This is a genomic window from Longivirga aurantiaca (genome assembly GCF_042660085.1).
GTDB classification, from domain to species: Bacteria; Actinomycetota; Actinomycetes; order S36-B12; family CAIYMF01; genus Longivirga; species Longivirga aurantiaca.
This window is the reverse complement of record NZ_JBHSTI010000008.1, coordinates 1,563,330-1,587,797: the sequence shown is the minus strand read 5'-3', so window position 1 is coordinate 1,587,797 and position 24,468 is coordinate 1,563,330. Positions and strand designations below refer to the sequence as shown.

The window sequence follows — 24,468 nt, the reverse complement described above, 5'->3', positions numbered from 1 at the left end:
GCGCGAGTTTGCACTACCGAATCGGTGGGTCAGGAGTGGACCTCGCGGCTGGCGTCGGCAGCGGCGACCGAGTCGGCCGCGTGCAGGCGCCACCAGTCCTGGCCGGCCTCGGGCAGCGTGTGGATCGGGTCGTAGTACTCGTACGTCCGCTCGAGGGCTGCCGAGTCGGCGGTTTCGATGCCGGTGCGGTAGTTCTTCGTCCAGTAGGTGATCCCGCGCTCGCGGTCGTACTCGTGCACCTGGTGGACCCAGCGCTTGCCGACGTACGGCACGTCGCAGACGATGCGCGGCGTCGCGAACCCGGGCAGGTAGCCCATGATCCCGTGCTGCAGCGCCTGTGCCTCCCACACCGCGAGCCGCCAGTGCTCGGCGTTGGGGATCATGTCGCACATGTAGAAGTAGTACGGCATGATCCCGGCGCCATCGAGCAGGCCGAAGCAGAGGTCGAGCAGCTTGTCGACGGAGTCGTTGACCCCGCGCATGAGCACGCCCTGGTTGCGGACGTCGCGGACGCCGACCTCGAGCATCGCGCGCGTCGCCTCGGCGACGAGCGGCGTGACGGTGTTGGCGGAGTTCACGTGCGTGTGGATGGCGAGGCCCACCCCGCGCTTGCGTGCGGTCGTCGCCACGCGCTCCATGCCGGCGCGGACGTCGTCCTGCAGCCAGTGCTGCGGAAGCGCCGCGAACGCCTTGGACGCCAGGCGGATGTCGCGCACGTTCTCGATCTCGAGCAAGGCGGAGACGAACTGCTCGAGACGCGCCCACGGCATGTTGGCGACGTCGCCGCCGGAGACGACCACGTCGCGCACGCCGGGGGAGCGGCGCAGGTAGTCGAGCATGTCGGCGAGGCGGGTGTCGGGCTTGGCGACGAACTTCAGCTTCTCGACCTGCGGGGTGGAGTTGCCCACGAGGTCCATGCGCGTGCAGTGGCCGCAGTACTGCGGGCACGTGGTGAGCAGCTCGGCGAGCACCTTGGTGGGGTAGCGGTGCGTGAGGCCCTCGACCGCCCACATCTCGTGCTCGTGCAGCGAGTCACGTGTGGCGTGCGGGTGCGACGTCCAGTCGGTACGCCGATCGCTCAGCACCGGCAGCATGTAGCGGCGCACCGGGTCGGCGTACCACGCCTCGGTGAGCGAGCCGGGGCCGGCGGGCGACACGGTGGGCGCCATGGTGTTGACCATCTGCGGCGGGACGAGCATCGACATCGTGGCGGCATCGGTGATGTCGGCCTCGAGGTCGGCGTAGAACCGCTCGTCGAGCAGGTCGCCGACCACCCCGCGCAGCTGGGCGACGTTCTTCACGCAGTGGCTGCGCTGCCACTGGGCGGAGCGCCACTCGTCGTCCGTGACGTCCTTCCATCCCGGGAAGCGGCGCCAGTCGGGCTCGACCAGAGGGTTGTGGCGGTAGACGTAGGGCTGCGGCAGGGCGAGCCCGTCCGCCGCGGCCACGGCGTTGGCGAGGGTCTCGGTCACGTCATCCTCCGGTGCGTCGCGAACGCGCGGCCGGCCGTCGACCGGACACGCGCGTGATCCTGGCGCGAGGATACGGGACATCGTCCGGATCTGGCATCATCCGACGCAAGGATTTGCGCCCGTAGTGTGATCACGGGCGAGATCGTCCCGTTACTTCCGGCATGGAGTGCCTTCCTGGCGCGTCCCGAGACAGCGGCGTCGCCGCAGGGAAGGATCAGTGCGCGTGAGCCCCCGTCATCCGGTGAGCCCGGTCGGTCTGCACCGCGTCCTCGAGCCGAGCGGCGTGCTGCCGCAGGCTGCGTGGCGCCTCGACCCCAGCCCCGACCTACACCCCGGGGAGATCCGCGTCCGGGTCCAGCGCCTCAACCTCGACGCCGCGAGCTTCCGGCAGCTGTCCGACAAGCACTTCGGCGACGGCGACGCCGTGCGCGCCGAGGTGCTCGAGATCGTGCGGACCCGCGGCAAGATGCACAACCCGGTCACCGGGTCGGGCGGCATGCTCGTCGGCGTCGTCGAGGCCGTCGGGCCGCAGAGCCACCACCACGAGATCTCCGTCGGCGACCAGATCACCACGCTCGTGTCGCTCACGCTCACCCCGCTGCAGATCGACGACGACCTGCGCGACTGGGACGGCACGGGCGAGCAGATCCCGTGCGACGGCCACGCGATCCTGTTCGACCGCACGATCCTCGCCAAGGTGCCCACGGACCTGCCGGGCCGGCTGGCGATGATGGTGATGGACGTCTGCGGCGCGCCGGCGCTCACCGCCCGCGTCGTCCGCCGCTACGTCGAGGCCGGCAAGGCCCCGACCGTCGCCGTCGTCGGAGGAGCGGGCAAGAGCGGCTCGCTGTCCCTGGCTGCCGCCCGCCGTGCCGGTGCGGCCCGCACGGTCGGCGTGGTCCCGGTGATGCGCGAGGCCGAGACCCTCGAGCGGCTCGGCCTCGCCGACAACGTGGCCCTCGCCGACGCGCGCGACCCGGTCGGGTTGTCGGACGCGATCGAGAACGCGCTGGGCGACGTCGCCGACGTCGTGGTGGTGTGCGTCGACGTCCCCGGCTGCGAGCACGGCGCGATCCTGTCGTGCGGCGACGGCGGCACGATCATCTTCTTCTCGATGGCGACGTCGTTCGCCACGGCGGCGCTCGGCGCGGAGGGCCTCGCCGCCGACGTGACCATGCTGATCGGCAACGGCTTCACCCCGGGTCACGCCGAGATGGCGTTCGACCTGCTGCGGACCGAGCCGGGGATCCAGACCCTGTTCAACGAGCGGCTCGCGGCGGAGGGTCACCTGTGACGAGCACGCTCCTGGCGGGCGGTCGGGTGCTGCACGAAGGTGCGGTTCGCGACCTCGACGTGGTCGTCCGCGACGGCGTCCTAGCGTGGATCGGTTCGCGCGGCGCGGCGCCGGCGGTCGACCGTCGCATCGAGCTCGACGGCGCCCACCTCATGCCTGCGTTCGTCGACGGTCACGTGCACACCACCGACACCGGCCTCATGCTGGCCGGCCTCGACCTCACAGGTGCGCGGTCCAAGACCGACCTCCTCGACCTCGTCGCCGCCCGCACGCAGCAGCTGCGCGGCCGCACGATCCTCGGCCACGGCTGGGACGAGACCACCTGGCCCGTCCGCGAGCTGCCGACCGCGTCCGAGCTCGACCGCGCGTCGTACGGCTCGTTGGTCTACCTGTCGCGCGTCGATGTCCACTCGGCTCTGGTCAGCGGCGCGATGCTGGCGTCGACCCCCGGGGCCGAGCGCCTCGAGGGCTGGTCTGCGGACGGCTGGGTGCGCCGCGAGGCGCACAACGCGATCCGGGGCACCGCGCTCGCCACGGTGACCGGATCGCAGACCAGCGAGGTGCAGAGGCTCGCGCTGCGATCGGCTGCGGCGCAGGGGATCGCAGCCGTGCACGAGATGGCCGGGCCGGACATCTCGGGGGAGGACGACGCCGCGTCGCTCCTCGCGCTCGCGCGCGCCGAGACGCTCCCCGAGGTCGTCGTCTACTGGGGCCAGCTCGCCTCCACGGGCGGCCTCGACGTCATGCGCCGACTCGGCGCTCACGGCGCGGCCGGCGACCTGTCCATCGACGGTGCGATCGGCTCGCGCACGGCCTGCCTGCGCACCGAGTACCACGACGAGCACACGCACGGCGCCCTCTACATCGACGCGGCGAGCATCGCCGACCACCTGGTGCAGTGCTCGCGCGAGGGCGTGCAGGCGGGCTTCCACGTGATCGGCGACGGCGCGATGGACGCCGTCGTGGCAGGCCTGCGGGCGGCCGCGGCAGCGGTCGGGCGGGACGCTGTCCGAGCTCTGCGGCACCGGCTCGAGCATGCCGAGATGTGCGACGGCGAGGCCGTCGCCGTCCTCGCCGAGCATGGGGTCATCGCCTCGGTGCAGCCCGCGTTCGACGCGTTCTGGGGCGGCACCGACGGCATGTACGTCGACCGCCTCGGGCCCGCTCGTGGCCCCGGCCTCAACCCGTACGGCGACCTGCAGCGCGCCGGGGTGCCGCTCGTGCTCGGCAGCGACTCGCCGGTCACGCCGTTCGACCCCTGGGGCGGTGTGCGGGGCGCGGTCCTGCACCGCACGGAGTCGCAGCGGATCGATGTCGCGAGCGCGTTCGACGCGCACACGCGTGCGGGCCACGACTCGGTCGGCGACCGGGAGTCCGGCGTCATCGCCGTCGGAGCGCCCGCGACATACGCGATCTGGGCCGTCGCGACGACCGACGAGCACGGCTGGCCCGACCTGACCACCGGCTTCACGCCCACCTGCCTGCGCACAGTGCTGCGCGGCTCGGTGCTGCACGACGCCGGCGCACTCGAGGAGGTGGCGGCGTGAGCCGCAGTCCGTACGTCACAGCAGCCAACGACCCGAGGCGGATGCTCGACCTCGATCCCGTCACCATCCGCAAGGCCCGGTCGCTGGCGCGCAAGGCCGGCGCACCGGTCGTGAAGCTCGCCAAGCAGCACACCACCGTGTCCGTCGAGCGTGCCACCCTGCGCCTCGCAGGGCTCGAGGGCGCCGACGTCGAGGGCATCCCGTGGGTCAACCGCCTCGTCGACGTCGTCCGCGAGCAGGTCGGCCTCGAGACCGGTGTCGCGATCCCCGTGTGGGACGCCATGATCCGCACCGGCGACGACCTGCTCACGGTGGCGCAGAAGGCCGCTGCCGGCTCGGTGCAGTTCCGCCTGCCGGAGGGGAAGGCCGCTTCCACCGCCGCGCGCAAGGCCCGCGCGCAGATCGCGGCCGGCGTCCGCCGGGTCGACGCCCAGCGCGCAGCCCGCGACAGGATGATCGGCACGTACGGAGACCCGCCCTCGCCGTGGATCTACCTCATCGTGGCCACGGGCGACATCTACGAGGACATGCCGCAGGCGCAGGCGGCGGCCCGCGAGGGTGCGGACGTCATCGCGGTGATCCGTTCCACCGGGCAGTCGTTGCTCGACTACGTGCCCGAGGGCCCGACCCGCGAGGGGTACGCCGGCACCTACGCGACCCAGGCGAACTTCCGGCTGATGCGCGCGGCGCTGGACGAGACGAGCAAGGAGCTCGGCCGCTACGTGCGCCTCACGAACTACGCAAGCGGCCTCTGCATGCCCGAGATCGCAGCGCTCGCAGGTCTCGAGCGGCTCGACATGATGCTCAACGACTCGATGTACGGGATCCTCTTCCGCGACATCAACCCGGTGCGCACGTTCGTCGACCAGAGGTTCAGCCGCCAGGTGCACGCGCGCGCCGGCATCATCATCAACACGGGCGAGGACAACTACCTCACGACGGCCGACGCCGTGGACGCCGCGCACACGGTGACCGTGAGCCAGCTGCTCAACGAGTTCTTCGCCAAGGAGGCGGGGCTGCAGGACTGGCAGCTCGGCCTCGGGCACGCGTTCGAGATCGTGCCCGAGATCCCCGACTCGTTCCGGCTCGAGCTCGCGCACGCGATGCTCGCCCGCGCGCTGTTCCCCGAGGCCCCGCTCAAGTGGATGCCGCCCACCAAGCACATGACGGGCGACGTCTTCCGCGGCTACCTGCTCGACGGCTTCTTCAACCTCGCCGGGGCGCTCACCGGCCAGGGGATCCTGCTCGTCGGCATGATGACCGAGGCCGTCGTCACCCCGTGGCTGTCCGACCGCGACCTCGCGCTCCAGAACGTGCGCTACGTCTTCAACGCGGCCGGCAACCTGCGCGAGGACTTCCGCCCGGCGCCGGACGGCTTCATCGCCCGACGAGCCCGACAGGTGCTCGGCGAGGCGGTCGACCTCCTCGACGACATCGTCGACGACACGCTGCTCAACGCGATCGCCGACGGCACCTTCGGGCTCATGAAGCGCCCGGCCGACGCCGGACGCGGTCTCGACGGCGTGGTGAGGAAGGCGCCCGACTACGTGAACCCGGCGTCGGACCTGCTCGAGGAGGGGGCGACCCGATGAGGGCGAGCAAGCACATCGTGCGTCCGTACGGCGACACCACGGGCGACGGCATGGTGCAGATGTCCTTCACCCTGCCGCTGCCGCACGACAAGCGTGCCGAGGGAGCCGCTCTGCTGCTCGCCAAGAAGATGGGCATGGACCCGGCCATGGTCGTGCACGCCAAGGCGATGGGGCCCGACTTCACCTTCTTCGTCGTGTACGGCGCGGTGCAGCACCTGGTCGACGTGCGCGAGGTGCAGGTGGTCGAGCGCGACTACCCGTTGCTGTCGCCCAAGGAGATCAACGCCGCGATCAAGAAGGGACTGCACCGGCCGCTCGTCGTGGTGGGCGCGTGCATCGGCACCGACGCGCACACCGTGGGCATCGACGCGATCCTCAACATCAAGGGCTTCGCGGGCGAGAAGGGCCTCGAGTACTACTCCGAGATCACGGTCGTGAACCTCGGCGCCCAGGTCTCGGTGCCCGACCTCGTCGAGGCGTCGCGGCTCGCGAAGGCCGATGCCGTGCTCGTGTCCCAGGTGGTCACGCAGCGGGACGCGCACCTCACCAACACCCGCGAGATGAGCGCCGCCTTCCGCGAGGCGTTCCCGCGCGACAAGCGGCCGCTGCTCGTCGTCGGCGGCCCGCGCTTCGACGAGTCGATGACGGCCGAGCTCGGCGTCGACCGCATCTTCGGCAAGGGCACGACCCCGGGCGAGGTCGCCTCGTACCTCGTGTCGTCGCTCGTCCCCGCACCCTCGACCCGGAAGAAGGCTGGTTGACCGTGACCGACGACCCGCGCCTCGGCGTCTCCGTGACCCACCGCCGCTACGTGCCCTACTCGCACGCGCACTACGGGGGCAACCTCGTCGACGGCGCCTACGTGCTCGGCATGTTCGGCGACGTCGCCACCGAGCTGGGCATCCGCACCGACGGCGACGAGGGCCTGTTCGCCGCCTACGAGGTCGTCACGTTCCATGCGCCGGTCATGGGGGGCGACGTCCTCGAGGCCACCGCCACCGTGACGCGTGTCGGCCGCCGGTCGCGCACGGTGGCGTTCGAGGCGCGGGTGGTCTGCCGCGCGACCCCGGCCGTGTCGGCGTCGGCTGCCACCGTGCTCGACGAGCCCATCGTGGCGACGACGGCGACCGGCACGGTCGTCGTCCCCGGCTGACACCTCGACGCGGGGCACGAAGCGGAGGACCATCGGCGCATGGCCGACACCCAGCCGCTCGTGCGCGAGCGGTCGCTCCCGTTCACCGCCCGGGTCGCGCTCGTGCTCGCGCTGGTGTGGTCGGTGCTGCTCGTGCTCGCGGCCTTCACTCTGCCGCTCTACGGCTACTCGAGCTCGTCGGCCACCGTGGACGGGTCGGGCGGCACGGAGGAGATCACGGGGACGGCGACCCTGGTGCAGGTCAACGGCTGGACCGCGGTGCTCGTCCTGGCCATCCCTCTCGCCGTCACGCTCCTCGTGGGGCTCCTCCTAGGCGTCGGGGGCAGGGGACAGCGCGCCGGCGCCTGGGCGCTCACGGCGCTGCTGGGAGTGTTCACCGTGCTCGCGCTCCTGTCGGTCGGGCTGTTCATGGTGCCCGTCGTCGTGGCGCTGATGGTGGCCTGCGCGAGTGCCGGCAGCCGGGCAGCACGTACGGTGGGCGGGTGAGCAGCAACCACGACGACTCGCTGGCCTGGCCCGAGGACGCACCGCCGGAGGACCGGCTGACCCACCCGACCGGCGGCGACACGGCGTTCGCCATCGCCTGCGCCGGCTGCATGTGGCCGGCCCCGGTGATCGGCCCGCTGTTCCTCCGCCTGTTCCTGCGCGACCGGCCGTTCGCCCTGCACTGGTTCCGGCTCTCGCTGCTGGTGCAGCTCGTGTACGCCGGGCTGTTCGTGCTCGGCTTCTACCTGTCGGTCAGCAAGATCCTGCCCGGCACGATCATCTCGGCCGTCGTGCTCGCGGCGTACGCCTGGGGGCTCTACACGTCGATCTTCTCGCTCGTGAAGATCCTGCGCGGCAAGGTCGAGACCATCCCTCCGGTCCCTCTGTCGTTGCTGCAGCGCGGGTGACGCTGCCCTCGACCTGGGCGTTGCCGCGAAAGCACGGGCGCCACCGACGTACTGTCGTCCGGTGGCCCGCTACTTCGACGTGCACCCGGACAACCCGCAGCCGCGCTCGCTCGGCCAGATCGTGCAGCTGCTGCGCGACGGCGGGCTGATCGCGTACCCCACCGACTCCTGCTACGCGCTGGGCTGCATGGTCGGCAACGCCGCCGGGCTGCAGCGCATCAAGGAGATCCGGCACCTCGACGACAAGCACCACTTCACCCTGGTGTGCGCCGACTTCGCCCAGCTCGGGCACTACGTGCAGGTCAGCAACGCGATGTTCCGCTCCGTGAAGGCCGCGACCCCCGGCAGCTACACCTTCATCCTTCCGGCGACCCGCGAGGTGCCGCGCCGGATGCTGCACCCGAAGAAGCACACGGTGGGCGTACGCATCCCGAAGCACACCGTGACCGAGGCGATCATCGCCGAGCTGGGGGAGCCCCTCCTGTCGAGCACGCTCTTCCTGCCCGGTGACGCGGAGCCGATGACCCAGGGCTGGGAGATCAAGGAGCGCCTCGACCACCTCGTGGACGCCGTGGTCGACTCCGGCGACTGCGGGATGGAGCCGACGACCATCGTCGACCTCTCCACGCCCGAGCCCGAGATCCTGCGCTACGGCGCCGGCGACCCCTCGCGCTTCGAGCAGTAGCGGGGCGGCCCGAACCATCACGTAATGTCAGGGCGTGTCCGTGACGGGTGACGACGCTCGCGAGGGGCTCGACGAGGTCCCCGGCGTGGACGGCGTGGAGCCTCGGCCCTCCCGTGGCCCGGTGGCCCGCGAGACCATGCTCCGCGCGGCTGGATCGATCCTCGGCGGGCTGCTGCTGGTGCTCTCCTTCCCGCCGTACGACATCGTCTACCTCGCACCACCGGCGCTCGCGCTCATGACGCTCTCGTGGCACGGCGTCCGCGCCCGCCGCGGGTTCTGGCTGGGCTACCTCGCCGGCGCCGCGTTCCTGCTGCCGCACCTCGCCTGGATGCGGGTGGTCGGCACCGATGCCTGGCTCCTGCTCGGCGGTGCCTTCGCGCTGTTCATCGCCCTCACCGCCGCGGGGGTCGCCGCCACCTCGCGCCTGCGCGCCTGGCCGCTCGTGGTCCCGCTCATGTGGGTGCTCTCCGAGGCCATCCGCGACCGCGTCCCGCTCGGCGGGTTCCCGTGGGGCCGCCTGGCGTACGGGCAGACCGACACCACGCTCACGCCGTACGCCGCCCTGGCGGGGGCTCCGCTGGTGACGTTCGCGATCGCCCTCGTCGGGGCGCTGCTGGCGTTCGTCGTGCTGCGCTGGCGCGAGCCGCGGCTCGCGGTCGGCACCCTCGTCGCCGTCGCCGTCATCTGCACCGCCGGCGGTCTCGTGCCGCTGCCGACCGAGGGGCAGGCCACCGACGGGCAGCCGTCGGAGGTGGTCGCTGCGGTGATCCAGGGCAACGTGCCCGAGCCCGGCCTCGACTTCCAGGGCGAGCGCGAGCAGGTGCTGAAGAACCACGTCGCGGAGACCGAGCGGCTCGCCGCCGACGTGGCCGCCGGCCGCGCCCCGCAGCCCGACCTGGTGATCTGGCCCGAGAACTCCACCGACATCGACCCGCTGCGCGATCCCGCCGCAGCCGCGCGGATCCAGTCGGCGGTCGACGCGATCGACGTGCCGGTGCTGGTGGGCGCGGTCGTCGAGAAGCCGGACGACCCGACGTACATCTGGAACACCGGCATCGTGTGGCTGCCCACCTCGTCGGGCACGCCCGGCCCGTCGGACTTCTACGTGAAGCAGCACCCCGTGCCGTTCGGCGAGTGGATCCCCGGCCGGGCCGTGCTCGCGAAGCTCATCGGTCGCTTCGACCGGATCCCGCGCGACTTCGCGCCCGGTGACTCCACCGGGGTACTGCAGGTGGGTCCGGCCCGGCTCGGCAACCTCATCTGCTTCGAGGTGGCCTACGACGAGCTCGGGCGTGCAGCCGTGCAGGGGGTCGGGGTGAAGGGCGACCTGGAGGGCCAGGGGGCCCGGATCCTCGCGGTGCAGACCAACAACGCGACCTACAACCTCACCGGCCAGCCGCAGCAGCAGCTCGGGATGTCGCGGCTGCGCGCGGTGGAGCACGGCCGGGCGGTGCTCATCGCGTCCACGAGCGGCATCTCGGCGATCGTGCGCCCTGACGGCACCCTCGCCGGCTCGATCGGCGAGCTGCAGGCCGGCTACCTGGTCGACACCGTCCCGCTGCGCGACGACCTCACCATCGCGGACAGCGCGGGGGCGGTGCCCGAGCTGCTGGCGGCCGCGGCCGCCGTGGTGCTCTGGATCCTCGCCGTGTTCGGTCTTCGACGCCGCCGGGACGTAGGCTCGGAGGAGCCCCAGCCCAGCAAGGAGCCCAGCGCGTGAGCGAGCCCACCCCGCCGCAGTTCGCCGACCTCGGTCGCATCGTCGTGGTGATCCCGACGTACAACGAGAAGGAGAACCTCGAGCGCATCGTCGCCCGGGTCCGCACGGCGCTGCCCGAGGTTCACGTGCTCGTGGCCGACGACAACAGCCCGGACGGCACCGGCGACATCGCCGACCGGCTCGCGGCCGAGGACGACCGCATCCAGGTGATGCACCGCGCCGGCAAGCAGGGTCTCGGGGCGGCGTACCTCGCCGGCTTCGACTGGGCGCTCGAGCACGGGTACGACGTCGTCATCGAGATGGACGCGGACGGCTCGCACCAGCCGGAGCAGCTGCACCGGCTGCTCGAGAAGCTGCGCACCGCCGACCTCGTGCTCGGATCCCGCTACGTCAAGGGCGGCTCGGTCGTGAACTGGCCGAAGTCGCGCGAGGTCCTCAGCCGCGGCGGCAACGTCTACACCCGCATCATGCTGGGCGTGCCGCTGAAGGACGCCACGGGCGGCTACCGCGCGTTCCGCGCCGCGACCCTGCGCACGCTCGACCTGTCCGGCGTCGAGAGCAAGGGCTACTGCTTCCAGGTCGACCTCGCCCGACGCGCGGTGCAGGCCGGGCTGCGCGTGGCCGAGGTGCCGATCGAGTTCGTCGAGCGCGAGCTCGGCGACTCCAAGATGGACCAGCGCATCGTGTCCGAGGCCCTCTGGCGGGTCACCGTCTGGGGAGTGCAGGACAAGACGCAGAAGGCCAAGCGACTCCTCGCCGGGAAGAAGTCACCCGACCACGGCGGTTGGTAGAGGTATGGGCCTGCTCTTCCTCGCCGGACTCGTCGTCTACGTCGTCGCCGAGTGGTTCGTCGCGTCCTGGCTCGCCGGGATCATCGGCTGGGCGGGGGTGCTGCTCGCCGTCGCCGTGCTCGTGATCCTCGGCTCGGCCGTCATGCGGCGCGCCGGCTTCGCCGCCGCGCGGTCGCTGCGCCCGGTGCAGGCCGACGGCGTCACGGTCATGCCCGGACAGGCCAGCGCCGAGCAGGTGGGGCGTGAGGTCGGCGACGCGGGCCTGGTCTTCCTCGCGGGCGCGATGATCGCGGTGCCGGGCCTCATCACGAGCGCGCTCGGGCTCCTGCTGCTGATCCCGCCGCTGCGCACGTTCGTGCGGCGCACCATCTCGAGGTCGGTCCGGCGTCGCGCCACCGCGGCGGGCGTCGTCTTCCAGCAGACCACCACCACGGTCACCGGCACGGTCGTGCGCGAGGACGAGGTGCGCCCGGTCCGTGGCGAGATCGTGGCGGGCGAGATCGTCCGCGACGACGACCCGCCGGCGCGGTAGCGCCCTCCGACCACCAGACGAGCCCGGTGCCAGTGGCACCGGGCTCGTCGTGGAGGGGGAGAGGATCGCGTGGTCAGGCGGACTTGCGGCTCGGGGTGCGCGTCTCGCGGAGCAGCTCGAGGCGCTCCTGGAGCAGGACCTCGAGGTCCTCGAGCGTGCGGCGCTCGAGCAGCATGTCCCAGTGGGTGCGGGCCGGCTTCACGTACTTGGCCTCGGGGCGCTCACCGTCACGGTTGAGGGCCTCGGCACCGCAGGTGTGGCACTCCCAGAGCGCCGGGACCTCGGCCTCGGTGCTGAAGGGCATGGACGTCGTGTGCCCGTTGGGGCAGTCGTAGTGCACGACCTGGCGCGGAGCGAGCTCGACGTGGTCGTCGTTCTCGTAGCTCGTCGCACCGAGGCGCGTGCCGCGGAGGGCGCCGTCGCTCATGTCGGATCCTGTCGTCGTGTTCGGGCGCCGGTCGGGGGGACCGGTCTTGTTGCTCTCAACGTGCATGGACGCGCCTGGTGTTCCCCAGGATCCGTTCTCCAACCATCCGTCCGGTTATCGACCGCTCACGGAGGCCCGGTGGAGCTCGGTGGCCGGGGGAGGGCCCATCGAGCGAAGGTGCAGGTCAGCGCCCTGCCCCGCCGGGTCGCCGGGCCCGTGGTGCGGCGGCGCCCGGGGCGTGGTGGGGTGAAGGCATGACCGACATCACCCCCGCGGCGCAGTCGTGGGAGACGGGCCTGCGGCGGTCGGTCCCGGTGCTGGGCGTCGTACGCCTCGGCCTCGCCGCTCTGTGCGCGACCAGGCCGGGGGAGACCCGCCTGGTGGGCGCGCGCGAGCTCGCGCTCGGCCTGGGCACCCTGGCCGCCCACCGGTCCGGCGCACCGACGTCGGGCTGGGTGGCCGCGATGGCGGTGTCGGACGGCGGCGACGCGCTCGCGTTCCTCGCCGAGGCCGCCCGGCCCACGCCGGACGGCATGGCCGGGGGCAGCCGTCGCAAGGCCCTGTGGCTCGCGGCGTTCGGCGCGTCAGGACTCGTGGCCGAGGGCCTGACGGCGTACGCGCTGCGGCGCGCGGGGGAGTAGTGCCAGGTCGGTCAGACGACCGCGGGCATCTCGTTGCCCGCTTCGCGGATACCGCGCTTGACGTCCACGCGGCTCAGCAGGATCCCGCCGACCACGAAGAACACCACCAGCAGCACGATCGCGATGCGGTACGACCCGAAGATCGTGAACGCGAGCCCGAAGGCGAGGGTGCCGAGCCACGACGTGCCGCGCTCCATCGCCTGGTAGAGCGAGAAGTACTCCGCCTCCCGGCCGCGTGGGATCAGCTGGGAGAACAGCGAGCGCGACAGCGCCTGGGTGCCTCCCAGCACGAGGCCGATCGACGCCGCCAGCAGGATGAACGGCACCATCGCGTTCTCCGGGACGAGGTAGCCGCCGGCGATGACGAACATCCACGCCACGAGGCTGCCGAGCACGACGCGCTTGGCGCCGAACCTCCCGGCCAGACGGCCGAGGAGCAGCGCGCCGAAGATCGCGACGATCTGCACGGTCAGGATCGCGATGAACAGGACGTCGGTCTCGAAGCCGAGCTCCTCGCTGCCGTACACGGACGAGGCGTAGATGACCGTCTGCACGCCGTCGTTGAAGAACAGGTAGGCCACGAGGAACAGCAGCGTCATCGGGTACGCGCGGGCGTGCTGCAGCGTGTGCCAGAGCTGGCCGAAGCTGCGGCCGAGCGCACCGCCGTCGAGCTTCTCGACGTTCACCGGAGGCCGGTTGCGCAGGCGGACGAAGGGCACGAACGTGAAGCCCGCCCACCAGGCGGCTGCGGTGAGCATGCAGATGCGGGCGGCGAGCCCCTGGTCGTCCTTCATCACGGTGAGCAGCGCGAGGTTGATCACGAGCAGCAGGGCGCCGCCGACGTACCCGAGCGCCCAGCCCCGGCTGGAGACGCCGTCGCGCTCGTCGGGCGTAGCGATCTCGATGAGGATCGCGTCGTAGACCACGAGGCTGGCACCGAGGCACAACGAGGCGCCCATCATCGCCAGCACGCCGAGCAGCCAGTTGCCGCCGCTGACGAAGAACAGCAGGGCGGCGAAGAACGAGCCGGCCCAGGCGAATCCGGCGAGCAGCCGCTTCTTGGTGCCGCTGCGGTCGGCGAACGCGCCCACCACCGGGAGGATGAACGCCGACAGGATCGTCGTGATCGTGATGGCGTAGAAGTAGAGGGCGCCCGGGCTCACCGACAGCCCGAGGACGGTGAGCGGCACGTCGCAGTCGCCCTCGGACGTGCCGCACGCCGCGGTCTTGGCGACCGAGGTGATGTACGGGCCCGCGAGGACGGTGGCCGTGGTGGTGACGAACGCCGAGTTGGCGAAGTCGTACCAGTACCAACCCCGTTGCTCCCGACGACGCTCGACCGGGTCGATCTGCGACGCCGTGCTGACTGCGGACATGGGCGACCTCCGGGGCAGATGATGGTGGACCGGAGGGCCGCGCGTCCCGGACTCGCCGAAGCCGTGTCCGGGAGTTGAGCCAGCGCAGGGGGAGCGCGCGGCAGGATGGGGTCGTGGACCTCCGAGTGCTCGACGACCGCCTGTCCGTCTGCAAGCTGCCCTCCGGCTCGCCGTGGCCCGTCCCGGAGCCCGGCGCGCGCTTCTGGTCGGTCACCCGCACCGACTCCGAGCTGTCGATCGTGTGCCCCGAGGACGAGGCGCCGACAGGGGAGCACGTGCGGGTCGAGCCCGACTGGCGGGCGCTCGAGGTGGCGGGACCGCTCGATTTCTCGATGGTCGGGGTGATGGCGGGGCTCACGCAGCCGCTGGCCGACGTCGACGTCAGCGTGTTCGTGGTGTCGACGTACGACACCGACTACGTGCTGGTGCACGCCGCGGCGCTGGAGAAGGCGGTGGAGGCCCTGCGCGGCGCCGGCCACCAGGTGCACGCGGGCTGACTCCCCTGCCCCGTGTTCGATTACGTTCGATTCGTCAGGACGCCCTCAGAGCGGCTCGCGCCGGCTGACGACGATCCGTTCGGGGTCGACGGCGTCCACGCGCCGTCCGCCGCGCCGGCGCCACTGGCGCTCGACGGGGTCGGCGGAGCCTCCGAGGCCGGAGGCTGCGGCCCGGGCGGCCGCGAGGTGCGGCCCCGGCAGCACGAGCCTCAGCGGGGTGTCCGCGCGTCGATCCACCGGATCGGCCAGCGGGATCGCCGCGGCGGCATGCGTCGGCACGCGCACGGACGACACCTGCAGGTGCTCGGACTCCAGGGTCACGACGTCGCCGTCCGACGACTCGACCTCCAGCAGCCCGCCCAGGGAGGCGTAGAACGCCGCGACCCGGTGCTCGTCGAGGCAGTGGACGACCGCGGCGCCCCTCCGTGCTCCTGGGCATTATCCGATAATGAGCATTATGTAATGTAATCCGAACGGAGCCCCGTGACGGGTGGCCCACGGAAGAAGGACCGTCCCCTCTCCTAGGGCTCGCGCATACGGTCCGGGTGCCGGACGCGCGTTCGTGCGGCGCACGACGTCCGGTGTCGCGCAGCGTCAGCACGACGACGACCGCGATCCACAGCGGCGACAGCACGACGGCGGCCACGACCAGCGCGGTGCTCGAGGTCGAGCTGCTGGCGACGAACCCTGCGAGCACCCACGGGCCCCACAGCACGAGGGTCCGCAGCGCCAGGGCCGCCAGCCCGGACGCCGAGCGTGGAGGCACCCAGCGCGCGCTCGCTCAGGCGGCCACGGTGTCGGACGCCGGCTCGTGCGGGTCGGGTTCGTCGTCCTCGCGACGCGCGCCGCTCGCGGGCAGGCCGAGGGTGGCCAGCAGGCCGAGGAAGACGAAGCCGGCCGCGGTGTAGGCGGTGAGGCTGATGGCCGTCGCGAACGCCTCGCCAGCCGCCGATGCGACAGCCTCTCCCCCGGGCTGCTCGGCGAGACCGGGGATCGCGGTGCCCGCGGACTGCTCGACCACGTCGGCGATCTGCTGGCGCTGGGTGTCGTCGAGACCGGGCACTGCCGCGAGGTTGGTCTCGGTCTGTGCGGACAGCGTCACGAACAGGACGGTGCCGAGCACGGCCGTGCCCAGGGCGGAGCCGATCTGCCGGGCGGTGCTCTGCGTGCCGGAGGCTTGGCCGCTCTGGCGCCGCGGTACGTCGGCGAGGATCAGGCTCGTGAGCTGTGCGCTCGCGTAGCCCACGCCGACGCCGTACACGACGAGCCAGAACGCGATCACCCAGCTGCTGACCGTGGTCGACAGCGTGAGCCCGAGCCCGAGGATGGCGATCGCCTCGAGCCCCATGCCGAGGCGGGCGACGAAGCGCGGCGACCGCCGTTGCGCCATCTGCGCGGACGTCGGACCCGCGAGGAACGCGCCGATCGCCAGTGTCGCGAGCATCGCGCCCGCTCCGAAGGCCGTGTAGCCGAGGACGCTCTGCAGGAAGAGCGGGAGCGAGAACAGGATCCCGAACTCCCCCAGGCTCACGATGAGGCCGGCGAAGCTGCCCAGGCTGAAGGTCGTGATGCGGAAGAGCCGGAGGTCGAGGAGCACGACCTTTCCCGCGCGGGAGCGCCGGCTCTCGACGAGGAGCAGCAGGAGGATGCCCACGAGCGAGACCAGGAAGGCCCACAGCACGGGCGAGATGGAGCCCTCGGGGATGGTGATGTTCGCGAACGTCATCTCGCGCGTCGTGCGGATCCAGCCGTAGTTGCGGCCCTCGATGAGGCCGAAGACGAGGGCGCCGATGCCGACGGCGGACAGGGCCGCGCCGAGGAGGTCGAAGCCCTTCTCGATGTGCTCGTCCTTGCTCTCCGGCACCTTCAGCAGCGACCCGACGACGATGAGGATGACGATCGGGACGTTGATGTAGAACGCCCAGCGCCAGGAGTGGTTCTCGGTGAGCCAGCCGCCGAGCAGCGGCCCGATCGCCGCCATGCCTCCGATGATCGAGCCGTAGATCGCGAACGCGACCAGCCGCGCGCGGCCGACGTAGATCGAGTTCACCAGCGACAGCGAGGCGGGCGACATCATCGCGCCGCCGACACCCTGGAGCGCGCGGGCGGCGATGAGGGCCGTGCCGTCGCCGGTGCGGGCGGCGATGACGCTGGCGACGCCGAACACGATGGCGCCGATGATGAAGACCAGGCGACGGCCGACCCGGTCCCCCACCCGGCCGGCGATGATCAGGAGCGCCGCGAAGACGAGCGCGTAGACCGCGTTGACCCACTCGGCGTCGACCGAGGAGATCCCGAGGTCGCGGATGATGGACGGGAGCGAGACGTTGACGATCGTCGCGTCCATGATGAACATCGCCGTGCCGAGGCCGATGAACAGCATCGGCACCCAGCTCGTGCGAGGTGCGTCGGTGGTCGGCGCGCTCGTCGTCGTCCCCTGGTCGGTCACACCTGAACGCTAGACCCTCTAGCGTTCTGGCGGACTGCCGACTCCCCCGTGCTCAGTCCGTGACCAGCAGGATGCCGAGGCACATCTCGTCGGTGGTGCCCTCGCCCCAGACCACGTAGCGGTCCGGCACGTCCTGCAGGGAGGGCAGCTGGTCGCGCAGCGCGGCGTCGTGCGTGCACGTCACCGTGATCGTGTCGCCCGGCTTCAGCGCCACCGGGGTGTCGAGCGGGCGCGCGGACTGGTCGTCGAAGTCCCACACCGGGATGTCGAGCAGCGTGCGCTCGCGGCTGGTGCCCTCGTTGGCGACGATCGTGATGCTCTTGCCGAGCAGGTGCATGTGGCCCGCTGCCGCGCGCACCGTCTCGGGTGCCCTGACCTTCCGCACGCAGCTCTGGGTGGCCCCGGCCTTCGGTGCGAACGGGTCGCCGTCGCACAGCAGCTGCAGGCCGCCGATCGTGCGCATCGATCCCTGGCCGAACCGGCGTACGACGTCCGCGACGGAGCTGCCGCGCGAGCACAGCGGGCCGGACTGGCCCTCGGCGCACGGGAGCTCGACCGGCGCCGGCAGGAGCGTCGTGCGCAGCGGCTCGAGGTCGGTGCGGGACGACGTCCGCAGCCGCACCTGCGTGTTGTCGGCCGCGGCATCGCCGGTGGCCACGCGCAGGTTGTAGTGCATCTGGATGACGACCTGGCTCCCGGCCGACAGGGGTACGCCGACCTCGTCCGCGAACAGGTTCTCCCGACCGCCGGGTGCCCAGCCCGCGAGCCAGGGTGCCGCGTCGAGGCCGTCCATCACGTTCCGGCTCTTCGACGGCAGGCCCGGACCGCCGAAGCACTCCCAGCCCGGCCGCTCGTCCTCGGCGTCCTTCTCGAGCGCGGCACCGACCTGGTCGGGCTCGACGCGGAACACGATGGAGTGGTGGACCACGGCGGGGTTGGCCGGGAGGAACTGGACGCCCGTCACGAACGCGTCGCTCGTGAGGCCCGGGTCGGCGAGGAAGCAGCGGTAGTCGTCGGTGCTGCCCTCGGGCGCATCGGGCACGTAGCGCCCGCCGGGGAGGTCGTCGGCCACGCCGACGGTCACGAACTCCTCGCCGGCGCGCAGCGGTGACGGCGACGCCGGCGGGCTGGGGGTGCCGGTGTCGTGCGCGCCGTCCGTGCCGTCCGTGCCGTGGTCCGACGGCGCCGAGGCGGACGCGGACGCGGCACCGTCGGGCGCCTGATCGCCGGTGCCGCACGCCGTGAGCGCCACGGCGGTCGCGGCGGCCACGGCGAGGAGGCGCACCGAGCGGTGGGCGGGTCGCAGCATGCGCGCCAGGGTACGTGCCCGTCCGTCCCTGAGGAATCCGGACGACGGCGCGCCGATCGGGGCGGCTCGACGGACAATGGCCCCATGAGTGGTGACGACGAGCTCGACCGGCTGCTGCGCGAGGTCGAGTCGACCATGTCCGGGAAGCCCGCCGCGCCGGCCGCGGCCGCCTCGGCGAAGGAGGTGGCCACGACGAAGGCGACCCCCGGGCGCTGGGGACGGGCGCTGCGCACCGGCGTGGTCGCCGGAGTCGTGTGCGGCGCCGTCGTCGGCACCGGGACATTCCTCCTGGCGTGGCTGCCGTTCATCGACAACCCCATCAGCAGCGCGGCCGGGGCCTTCGTCGGCGCCTTCGCCACGGGGGCTGCGCTGACCGCTGCGCGCGGCTGACGTCGTTCGTCAGAGCCCCCAGCCGAGCAAGGCGCGGGTGCTGCGCTCCCAGCCGAGCACGCCGATGCCGGCCGGTGGAAGCACGAACGAGCGTCCGTCGATCGCGGGCAGTCCGAGGTGCACGGCGGTCAGTATCCGCAGCAGGTGCGCGTGCGCGACGAGCACGACGTCCTCCCCCGACTCGACGACGGGCTGGCACCGCGTCAGCACGCGCGCGGCCCGCGCGCCGACGTCGTCGACCGGCTCCCCCAGCCCGTCGAGCGTGGTCCACACGCTCCACGCCGGGTCGCCGAGGTCGTCCTTGATGCCCTGGGTCGTGCGGCCCTCGTACACGCCGTAGTCCCACTCGAGCAGGTCGGGCTCGACCTCTGCCGACAGGCCCGCGAGCTCAGCCGTCCGCCGGGCCCGCAGCAACGGGCTGGTGAGAACGAGGCCGGGCGCGAAGGCCGCGATCCGTGCCGCAGCGGCGCGCGCCGCCTCCTCCCCCTCCGGCGTCAGAGGCACGTCGGTGCGCCCGGTGTGCCGGCCGTCCCTGCTCCAGGACGTCTCGGCGTGCCGGAGCACCACGATGCGTCCCCTGATGGCGGTCATCGTCGTAGCCTGCCAGTCGTGGACACAGAGGGACGCCCCGTCGACGACGTGCTCGCCGAGCTCGATGCTGCGCGCGGCAAGGATCCGGACCCGCACGGGGCGCACCTGTTCGGTCTGACCTATCCCACCGGCGACCGTGAGCTCGAGCGGCTCACGCACGCCGTGCACGACCGCCTGCTCTACAGCAACGCGCTGAACCCCTTCCGCTTCCCCGAGCAGTCGCGGCTCGCCGAGGAGGTCGTGCGGGAGGTGTCCGGGCTCGTGGGGCTGCCGTCCGGAGGTGGCGGCAGCACGACGTCCGGCGGCACCGAGTCGATCCTCATGGCGGTGCTGGTCGCCCGTCAGCGGGCACGCGCGAGGGGCGTGGCCCGCCCCGTCGTCGTGGCACCGGCGTCCGCGCACCCGGCGTACGCGAAGGCCGCGCACTTCCTCGACCTCGACTACCGGCAGGCGCCGCTCGACCCCCGGTCCCTCACCGCCGATCTCGACGCCCTGCGCGGCCTGGTCGACGAGCGGACCGCGCTCGTGGTGGCATCCGCGTTCTCCTACCCGCACGGCGTGCTGGACGACGTGGCTGCCGTCGCCGCGATCGCGGCGGAGTCCGGTGCGGGCTGCCACGTCGACGCGTGCGTCGGCGGCATGGTGCTGCCCTTCCTCCCGGATCCCGTGCGGCCGTGGGACTTCTCCGTGCCCGGCGTCACGAGCATGTCGGTCGACCTGCACAAGTACGGCTTCGTGCCCAAGGGCTGCTCGGTCGTGCTGCACCGCGACGGCGACTGGGCCGGCCACCAGTGGTTCGTGTACGACCAGTGGCCGGCAGGCCTCTACGGCTCCCCCGCAGTCGCCGGCGCGAAGTCGGCGGCGCCCGTCATCGCGGCGTGGGCGGTGCTGCAGCACCTGGGTCGCGCGGGCTTCGAGCAGATGGTCGCATCGATGCTCGACACGGGGGGCCGGATCCGTGCCGGCTTCGAGACGTGCGACGGCGTGGTGGTGAACGGTGCCCCGGTGGGCACGATCCTGTCGTGGCGCTCGGAGCGGCCGGACGTCTCGCTGTACGCCGTGGCCGACCTCATGGAGGCCAAGGGCTGGTGGCTCAACCGCCTCACGGGCACGAACGGCGGCGAGCCTGGGCTGCACGTGATGGTGTCGCCCGCCCACGCCGGCGTTCTCGACCAGCTCATCCCGGACTTCGTCGACTGCTACGAGGAGGTCGTGCGGACGGGTGCGTCGAGCGACGACGCCGGCCGCTACGCCTGACCGAGCGCGAAGAACGTCACCGCGCTCGCCGCCGCGACGTTGAGGCTGTCGACGCCGGCAGCCATCGGGATGCGCACGCGGTCGGTGCACGCGGCCAGGGCCGCGCTGCTCAGCCCCTCCCCCTCGGTGCCGAGCACCACCGCGACCCGGTCCGGGATCTCGAGGGTGCGCAGGTCGGCTCCTGCCGGGTCGGGTGAGAGCGCGTACGTCGAGAAGCCGAGCTCGGCGAGGCGGTGCAGGGTGCCTGGCCACGGGTCGGCCCGGGTCCACGGCACCGCGAGCACCGAGCCCATCGAGACCTTGACGCTGCGCCGGTACAGCGGGTCGGCGCACTCCGGGCTCACGAGCACCGCGTCCATCCCGAGCGCCGCGGCGTTGCGGAAGACCGCCCCCACGTTGGTGTGGTCGACCAGGTCCTCCAGCACCACGACGCGGCGTGCGGTGGCGAGCACGTCGTCAAGGAGCGGGAGGGGACGGCGCTGCATCGACGCCAACGCCCCCCGGTGTACGCGGTAGCCCGTGACCTGCTCGAGCAGCACGTCGTCGGCGAGGTACACGGGGCAGTCGTGCGGCTCGACGACGTCGCGCAGGCCGTCCCACCACTTGCGCGCCATGAGCAGCGAGCGCGGCGCGTATCCGGAGTCGAGGGCGCGGCGCACGACCTTCTCGCCCTCGGCCAGGAACAGTCCTTCGGCCGGCTCGCGGACCCGGCGCAGCGACACGTCGGTGAGGTCGGTGTAGTCGACGAGCCGCGGGTCGCGCGGGTCGTCGACGCCGACGAGGGTAGCCATCTAGAGGTTCCTCAGGCTGACGACGGCGGCCACGACGCCGACGACGACGATGAGCCCGCGCAGCGCGGCAGTGGGCAGGCGGCGCGCGACGGGCGCGCCCACCGCTCCCCCGACCGAGGCACCGAGCGCGAGCGCGAGAGCCGGCGCCCACGCGACTGCCCCGGCGATGGCGAAGACGGCTGCGGCCACGCCGTTCGAGACGCCCTGCAGCACGTTCTTCACGGCGTTCGAGCGCTGCAGGTCGACGTCGAAGAGCACCGTCAGCGCGGCCACGAGGATGATCCCCTGGGCGGCCCCGAAGTAGCCCGCGTAGAGGCCCACCACCAGGAGGACCGGCAGCAGCACGTGGCGCGGCAGCGTGGTGGGGTCGACGCCGCGGGACTTCAGCGTCGCGGTGACCCGCGGGCCCACCAGCACGAGCAGGCACGCCAGCAGGATGAACCACGGCACGATGCGCTCGAACACGCTGGCCGGGAGGGCCACCACGAGGATCGCGCCGACGAGCGCGCCCGATCCGACGGTGACGGCGAGCGGCACCACCTCGCGGCGCCGCCCTGCCATCTGGCGCCGGTAGCCGAACGCGCCGAACAGGTTGCCGGGCGCCAGGCCGGCGCTGTTGGTGCCGTTGGCCACGACGGGTGGGAGCCCGTACGCGAGCAGCAGCGGGTACGTCAGCAGCGTGCCGCTCCCCACCGCGGCGTTCACGGCGCCGGCCACGATGCCGGCGCCGACCAGGAGGAGCAGCTCCACGGGTGCTGGTGTCAGCCCTTCGGGGCGTCGTTGCGGGTGAACGCAGAGCCGAGGTTCTCCATCGCCTTCGACAGCTCCGCCGGCACGACCCACACCTTGTTGGCGGTGCCGTTGGCGATCGACGGGAGGGCCTGGAGGTACTGGTAGGCCAGCACCTGGTCGTCGGCGCCGCCGGCGTGGATGGCGTCGAAGACCTTCTGGATGGCCTGGGCCTCGCCCTCGGCGCGCAGGATCTGCGACTGGGCGTCACCCTCGGCGCGCAGGATCGCGGAGGTCTTCTCACCCTCGGCCGTGAGGATCTGCGACTGCTTGAAGCCCTCGGCGGTGAGGATCGCCGCACGCTTCTCGCGCTCGGCGCGCATCTGCTTCTCCATCGACTCCTGCACGCTCGCGGGCGGGTCGATCGCCTTGAGCTCCACGCGGTTGACGCGGATGCCCCACTTGCCGGTGGCCTCGTCGAGGACGCCGCGCAGCGCGTTGTTGATGGACTCGCGCGAGGTGAGGGTCTGCTCGAGGTCCATGCCGCCGATGACGTTGCGCAGCGTGGTCACCGTGAGCTGCTCGATGCCCGTGATGGGGCTCGCGATCTCGTACATCGCGGCCTTCGGGTCGGTGACCTGGAAGTAGATGACCGAGTCGATGTTCACGACGAGGTTGTCCTGCGTGATGACCGACGAGGGCGGGAACGAGACGACCTGCTCGCGCATGTCGACGAGCGGCTTGAGCCGGTCGATGTAGGGCACCAGCAGCGAGAGGCCGGGGTTGAGGGTGCGGCTGTAGCGCCCGAGCCGCTCGACGATGCCCGCGCGTGCCTGGGGCACGATGCGCACGGCCTTGGCGAGCGTGACGATCACGAACAGCACGATGACGAGCGCGATCACCACCGCTACAAGGCTTCCGATCTCCATGGCTGGAACTCCCCTTCTCGGCGCGACGTGCGCCCGATCCCCGTCCCGCCGGTCGGCGGACGTGCCGTGCGGTGTGCGATCTAGTCGACGAGCGCGGTCGCGCCGTCGATCTTGATGACCCGAACCATCTCGCCGGCTGCGATGACGCGGTCGGCGTCGATGGCTCGGGCCGACCAGGTCTCGCCGCCGATCTTCACGCGGCCGTCGCGCCCGGTCACCTGCTCGACCACCTCGGCGTCGCTGCCGGCGAGGGCGTCGACGCCCGTGCGGATCGAGGGCGGCTGCTTGCGGTGCTTGCGCGCGATGGGGCGTACGACGAAGAGCAGGCCCAGCGCGACGATGGCGAAGATGCCGAACTGCAGAGCCGGGCCTCCCCCGGCCGCCGCGACCACGGTCGCTGCCGCGGTGCCGCCCGCGATCATCGCCAGCACCAGCGTGGTCGTGAGCATCTCACCGACCAGGAGCAGACCGGTCGCGATCAACCACCACACCCACGGTTCCATGCCCTGATCCTAGATCCGTCCGCTCCCGGCGCCGTGCAGGATTCGCCCGACACCGGCCGTACGGCGGATGCGCCTCAGACGGCGCGGGCCCACCAGCGGTCGCCGCGGAACTCCACCATGAGCGGCAGCCCGAAGGTGGCGGACAGGTTGTCCGCCGTCAGAACCTCGTGCAGGACCCCCTGGGCCACGACGGCGCCCTGGCGCAGCAGCATCCCGTGGGTGAACCCGGACGGGATCTCCTCGACGTGATGGGTGACCAGCACGGTCGTGGGCGCGTAGGGGTCGTTGGCGATCTCGCCGAGCCGTCGCACGAGGTCCTCGCGGCCACCGAGGTCGAGGCCGGCGGCGGGCTCGTCGAGGAGCAGCAGCTCGGGGTCGGTCATGAGCGCGCGGGCCACCAGGACCCGCTTGCGCTCCCCCTCCGACAGGGTGCCGATCGTGCGGCGGACCAGGTGACCCACGCCGAGCTGGTCGAGCAGCCCCTGCGCCCGGCCGTGGTCGTCGACCTCGTACCGCTCGCGCCAGCGGCCCGCCACGGCGTACGCCGCGGTGACGACCACGTCGGCCACGATCTCGTCGTCGGGTATGTACTCGCTCAGGGTCGGGCTCGCGACTCCGATGCGGGGGCGCAGCTCGAAGACGTCGGTGCGGCCGAGCGTCTCGTCGAGCACCTCGGCCGTGCCGCGGGTCGGGTGGATCAGGGTGGCGGCGATCGCGAGCAGCGTGGTCTTGCCCGCGCCGTTCGGGCCGAGCACGGCCCAGCGCTCGCCCTCGGCGACGTCCCAGCTCACCTTGTCGACGATCGGCACGCCACCGCGCACGACGTCGACGTTCAGGAACCGCAGGACGTCGCTCACGTGCCGAACCCTACGGGTCGCGGGCGTCGTCCTAGGGTTGCGG

27 protein-coding genes are annotated in these 24,468 nt (G+C 72.1%); 15 read left to right on the top strand and 12 right to left on the bottom strand.

The annotated features are described in order from the left end of the window. Positions 1 to 29 precede the first annotated feature (29 nt). Positions 30 to 1,448 (bottom strand): KamA family radical SAM protein, encoded by a 1,419-nt coding sequence (locus tag ACFQGU_RS11440; RefSeq protein WP_449280327.1) that lies wholly within the window; start codon positions 1,446 to 1,448, stop codon positions 30 to 32. A 265-nt stretch (positions 1,449 to 1,713) separates the two neighbouring features. Between ACFQGU_RS11440 and kdd the strand changes: the two genes are divergently transcribed. The 11 genes from kdd (at position 1,714) to ACFQGU_RS11385 (ending at position 11,679) form a co-directional block, all read left to right on the top strand. Beyond that, complete coding sequence (kdd, locus tag ACFQGU_RS11435) at positions 1,714 to 2,766, top strand: L-erythro-3,5-diaminohexanoate dehydrogenase (protein WP_386768251.1); 1,053 nt, start codon at positions 1,714 to 1,716, stop codon at positions 2,764 to 2,766. Further along, a complete protein-coding gene (locus tag ACFQGU_RS11430; RefSeq protein ID WP_386766749.1) occupies positions 2,763 to 4,313 on the top strand; it encodes an amidohydrolase in 1,551 nt (516 codons plus the stop codon). Before kdd ends, ACFQGU_RS11430 begins: the two co-directional genes overlap by 4 nt. A 41-nt stretch (positions 4,314 to 4,354) precedes the next feature. Beyond that, positions 4,355 to 5,905, top strand: a complete 1,551-nt coding sequence (gene kamD / locus ACFQGU_RS11425; protein ID WP_386768249.1) for a lysine 5,6-aminomutase subunit alpha — start codon at positions 4,355 to 4,357, stop codon at positions 5,903 to 5,905. Then, positions 5,902 to 6,666: a lysine 5,6-aminomutase subunit beta gene (gene kamE / locus ACFQGU_RS11420; protein WP_386766747.1), complete on the top strand. Its 765-nt coding sequence runs from the start codon at positions 5,902 to 5,904 to the stop codon at positions 6,664 to 6,666. Before kamD ends, kamE begins: the two co-directional genes overlap by 4 nt. A gap of 2 nt (positions 6,667 to 6,668) precedes the next feature. After that, positions 6,669 to 7,058: a 3-aminobutyryl-CoA ammonia lyase gene (gene kal / locus ACFQGU_RS11415; protein WP_386766745.1), complete on the top strand. Its 390-nt coding sequence runs from the start codon at positions 6,669 to 6,671 to the stop codon at positions 7,056 to 7,058. A gap of 39 nt (positions 7,059 to 7,097) precedes the next feature. After that, positions 7,098 to 7,544, top strand: a complete 447-nt coding sequence (locus ACFQGU_RS11410) for a hypothetical protein (RefSeq protein WP_386766743.1) — start codon at positions 7,098 to 7,100, stop codon at positions 7,542 to 7,544. Then, a complete protein-coding gene (locus ACFQGU_RS11405) occupies positions 7,541 to 7,951 on the top strand; it encodes a hypothetical protein (RefSeq protein WP_386766741.1) in 411 nt (136 codons plus the stop codon). The genes ACFQGU_RS11410 and ACFQGU_RS11405 overlap by 4 nt, the downstream gene beginning before the upstream one ends. A 61-nt stretch (positions 7,952 to 8,012) precedes the next feature. Next, positions 8,013 to 8,636 carry an L-threonylcarbamoyladenylate synthase gene (locus tag ACFQGU_RS11400; RefSeq protein ID WP_386766739.1) on the top strand — a complete coding sequence of 208 codons (624 nt, stop codon included), beginning with the start codon at positions 8,013 to 8,015 and terminating at the stop codon, positions 8,634 to 8,636. 34 nt (positions 8,637 to 8,670) lie between these two features. Beyond that, positions 8,671 to 10,356, top strand: a complete 1,686-nt coding sequence (lnt, locus tag ACFQGU_RS11395) for an apolipoprotein N-acyltransferase (protein ID WP_386766738.1) — start codon at positions 8,671 to 8,673, stop codon at positions 10,354 to 10,356. Next, on the top strand, positions 10,353 to 11,147 hold the full coding sequence (locus tag ACFQGU_RS11390) for a polyprenol monophosphomannose synthase (RefSeq protein WP_386766736.1): 795 nt from the start codon (positions 10,353 to 10,355) through the stop codon (positions 11,145 to 11,147). The genes lnt and ACFQGU_RS11390 overlap by 4 nt, the downstream gene beginning before the upstream one ends. A 4-nt stretch (positions 11,148 to 11,151) precedes the next feature. Then, positions 11,152 to 11,679 (top strand): FxsA family protein, encoded by a 528-nt coding sequence (locus ACFQGU_RS11385; protein ID WP_386766734.1) that lies wholly within the window; start codon positions 11,152 to 11,154, stop codon positions 11,677 to 11,679. 73 nt (positions 11,680 to 11,752) lie between these two features. On the opposite strand, the gene ACFQGU_RS11380 is transcribed toward ACFQGU_RS11385, so the two are convergent. Continuing rightward, positions 11,753 to 12,106 carry an RNA polymerase-binding protein RbpA gene (locus ACFQGU_RS11380; RefSeq protein ID WP_386766732.1) on the bottom strand — a complete coding sequence of 118 codons (354 nt, stop codon included), beginning with the start codon at positions 12,104 to 12,106 and terminating at the stop codon, positions 11,753 to 11,755. Between the two features lie 254 nt (positions 12,107 to 12,360). Between ACFQGU_RS11380 and ACFQGU_RS11375 the strand changes: the two genes are divergently transcribed. Continuing rightward, on the top strand, positions 12,361 to 12,747 hold the full coding sequence (locus ACFQGU_RS11375; protein ID WP_386766730.1) for a hypothetical protein: 387 nt from the start codon (positions 12,361 to 12,363) through the stop codon (positions 12,745 to 12,747). Positions 12,748 to 12,758: 11 nt separating this feature from the next. Here the strand turns inward: ACFQGU_RS11375 and ACFQGU_RS11370 are convergent, their stop codons facing one another. After that, positions 12,759 to 14,123, bottom strand: a complete 1,365-nt coding sequence (locus ACFQGU_RS11370) for an MFS transporter (protein WP_386766728.1) — start codon at positions 14,121 to 14,123, stop codon at positions 12,759 to 12,761. 113 nt (positions 14,124 to 14,236) lie between these two features. Here ACFQGU_RS11370 and ACFQGU_RS11365 point away from each other — a divergent pair, with 113 nt between their 5' ends. Further along, complete coding sequence (locus ACFQGU_RS11365; protein WP_386766726.1) at positions 14,237 to 14,620, top strand: ACT domain-containing protein; 384 nt, start codon at positions 14,237 to 14,239, stop codon at positions 14,618 to 14,620. A 45-nt stretch (positions 14,621 to 14,665) separates the two neighbouring features. Here the strand turns inward: ACFQGU_RS11365 and ACFQGU_RS11360 are convergent, their stop codons facing one another. The 3 genes from ACFQGU_RS11360 to ACFQGU_RS11350 all read right to left on the bottom strand — a co-directional run bounded on the left by ACFQGU_RS11360 (position 14,666) and on the right by ACFQGU_RS11350 (position 18,378). Further along, a complete protein-coding gene (locus ACFQGU_RS11360) occupies positions 14,666 to 14,941 on the bottom strand; it encodes a hypothetical protein (RefSeq protein WP_386766725.1) in 276 nt (91 codons plus the stop codon). A gap of 460 nt (positions 14,942 to 15,401) precedes the next feature. After that, positions 15,402 to 17,003 carry a DHA2 family efflux MFS transporter permease subunit gene (locus ACFQGU_RS11355; RefSeq protein ID WP_386768247.1) on the bottom strand — a complete coding sequence of 534 codons (1,602 nt, stop codon included), beginning with the start codon at positions 17,001 to 17,003 and terminating at the stop codon, positions 15,402 to 15,404. Positions 17,004 to 17,121: 118 nt separating this feature from the next. Then, positions 17,122 to 18,378, bottom strand: a complete 1,257-nt coding sequence (locus tag ACFQGU_RS11350) for a monooxygenase (RefSeq protein ID WP_386766723.1) — start codon at positions 18,376 to 18,378, stop codon at positions 17,122 to 17,124. Between the two features lie 84 nt (positions 18,379 to 18,462). Between ACFQGU_RS11350 and ACFQGU_RS11345 the strand changes: the two genes are divergently transcribed. Continuing rightward, positions 18,463 to 18,768 carry a hypothetical protein gene (locus ACFQGU_RS11345; RefSeq protein WP_386766721.1) on the top strand — a complete coding sequence of 102 codons (306 nt, stop codon included), beginning with the start codon at positions 18,463 to 18,465 and terminating at the stop codon, positions 18,766 to 18,768. 9 nt (positions 18,769 to 18,777) lie between these two features. On the opposite strand, the gene ACFQGU_RS11340 is transcribed toward ACFQGU_RS11345, so the two are convergent. Beyond that, positions 18,778 to 19,359 (bottom strand): histidine phosphatase family protein, encoded by a 582-nt coding sequence (locus ACFQGU_RS11340; RefSeq protein ID WP_386766719.1) that lies wholly within the window; start codon positions 19,357 to 19,359, stop codon positions 18,778 to 18,780. An 18-nt stretch (positions 19,360 to 19,377) separates the two neighbouring features. Here ACFQGU_RS11340 and ACFQGU_RS11335 point away from each other — a divergent pair, with 18 nt between their 5' ends. Continuing rightward, positions 19,378 to 20,616, top strand: a complete 1,239-nt coding sequence (locus ACFQGU_RS11335; RefSeq protein WP_386766717.1) for a pyridoxal phosphate-dependent decarboxylase family protein — start codon at positions 19,378 to 19,380, stop codon at positions 20,614 to 20,616. Here the strand turns inward: ACFQGU_RS11335 and ACFQGU_RS11330 are convergent. The 5 genes from ACFQGU_RS11330 to ACFQGU_RS11310 form a co-directional block, all read right to left on the bottom strand. After that, entirely contained in the window at positions 20,607 to 21,407 is an 801-nt protein-coding gene (locus ACFQGU_RS11330; protein WP_386766715.1) for a TrmH family RNA methyltransferase, read from the bottom strand. The two genes, ACFQGU_RS11335 and ACFQGU_RS11330, sit on opposite strands and share 10 nt — an antisense overlap. After that, complete coding sequence (locus ACFQGU_RS11325; RefSeq protein ID WP_386766713.1) at positions 21,408 to 22,157, bottom strand: sulfite exporter TauE/SafE family protein; 750 nt, start codon at positions 22,155 to 22,157, stop codon at positions 21,408 to 21,410. It abuts the gene before it with no gap. An 11-nt stretch (positions 22,158 to 22,168) separates the two neighbouring features. Then, positions 22,169 to 23,065 (bottom strand): SPFH domain-containing protein, encoded by an 897-nt coding sequence (locus ACFQGU_RS11320; RefSeq protein WP_386766711.1) that lies wholly within the window; start codon positions 23,063 to 23,065, stop codon positions 22,169 to 22,171. A gap of 80 nt (positions 23,066 to 23,145) precedes the next feature. After that, on the bottom strand, positions 23,146 to 23,568 hold the full coding sequence (locus ACFQGU_RS11315) for an NfeD family protein (protein WP_386766709.1): 423 nt from the start codon (positions 23,566 to 23,568) through the stop codon (positions 23,146 to 23,148). Positions 23,569 to 23,642: 74 nt separating this feature from the next. Then, the gene (locus ACFQGU_RS11310) at positions 23,643 to 24,425 is read right to left on the bottom strand and encodes an ABC transporter ATP-binding protein (RefSeq protein ID WP_386766707.1); all 783 of its coding nucleotides are present in this window, start codon (positions 24,423 to 24,425) and stop codon (positions 23,643 to 23,645) included. Positions 24,426 to 24,468: the final 43 nt, after the last annotated feature.

Excerpts from the sequence above, each read along its gene's own strand:
- kamD (WP_386768249.1), top strand. The coding sequence starts at position 4,355 with ATGCTCGACCTCGATCCCGTCACCATCCGCAAGGCCCGGTCGCTGGCG.
- kamE (WP_386766747.1), top strand. The coding sequence starts at position 5,902 with ATGAGGGCGAGCAAGCACATCGTGCGTCCGTACGGCGACACCACGGGC.
- ACFQGU_RS11410 (WP_386766743.1), top strand. The coding sequence starts at position 7,098 with ATGGCCGACACCCAGCCGCTCGTGCGCGAGCGGTCGCTCCCGTTCACC.
- ACFQGU_RS11385 (WP_386766734.1), top strand. The coding sequence starts at position 11,152 with ATGGGCCTGCTCTTCCTCGCCGGACTCGTCGTCTACGTCGTCGCCGAG.
- ACFQGU_RS11380 (WP_386766732.1), bottom strand. The coding sequence starts at position 12,106 with ATGAGCGACGGCGCCCTCCGCGGCACGCGCCTCGGTGCGACGAGCTAC.
- ACFQGU_RS11375 (WP_386766730.1), top strand. The coding sequence starts at position 12,361 with ATGACCGACATCACCCCCGCGGCGCAGTCGTGGGAGACGGGCCTGCGG.
- ACFQGU_RS11370 (WP_386766728.1), bottom strand. The coding sequence starts at position 14,123 with ATGTCCGCAGTCAGCACGGCGTCGCAGATCGACCCGGTCGAGCGTCGT.
- ACFQGU_RS11355 (WP_386768247.1), bottom strand. The coding sequence starts at position 17,003 with ATGCTGTTCATCGGCCTCGGCACGGCGATGTTCATCATGGACGCGACG.
- ACFQGU_RS11350 (WP_386766723.1), bottom strand. The coding sequence starts at position 18,378 with ATGCTGCGACCCGCCCACCGCTCGGTGCGCCTCCTCGCCGTGGCCGCC.
- ACFQGU_RS11345 (WP_386766721.1), top strand. The coding sequence starts at position 18,463 with ATGAGTGGTGACGACGAGCTCGACCGGCTGCTGCGCGAGGTCGAGTCG.
- ACFQGU_RS11340 (WP_386766719.1), bottom strand. The coding sequence starts at position 19,359 with ATGACCGCCATCAGGGGACGCATCGTGGTGCTCCGGCACGCCGAGACG.
- ACFQGU_RS11330 (WP_386766715.1), bottom strand. The coding sequence starts at position 21,407 with ATGGCTACCCTCGTCGGCGTCGACGACCCGCGCGACCCGCGGCTCGTC.
- ACFQGU_RS11320 (WP_386766711.1), bottom strand. The coding sequence starts at position 23,065 with ATGGAGATCGGAAGCCTTGTAGCGGTGGTGATCGCGCTCGTCATCGTG.
- ACFQGU_RS11315 (WP_386766709.1), bottom strand. The coding sequence starts at position 23,568 with ATGGAACCGTGGGTGTGGTGGTTGATCGCGACCGGTCTGCTCCTGGTC.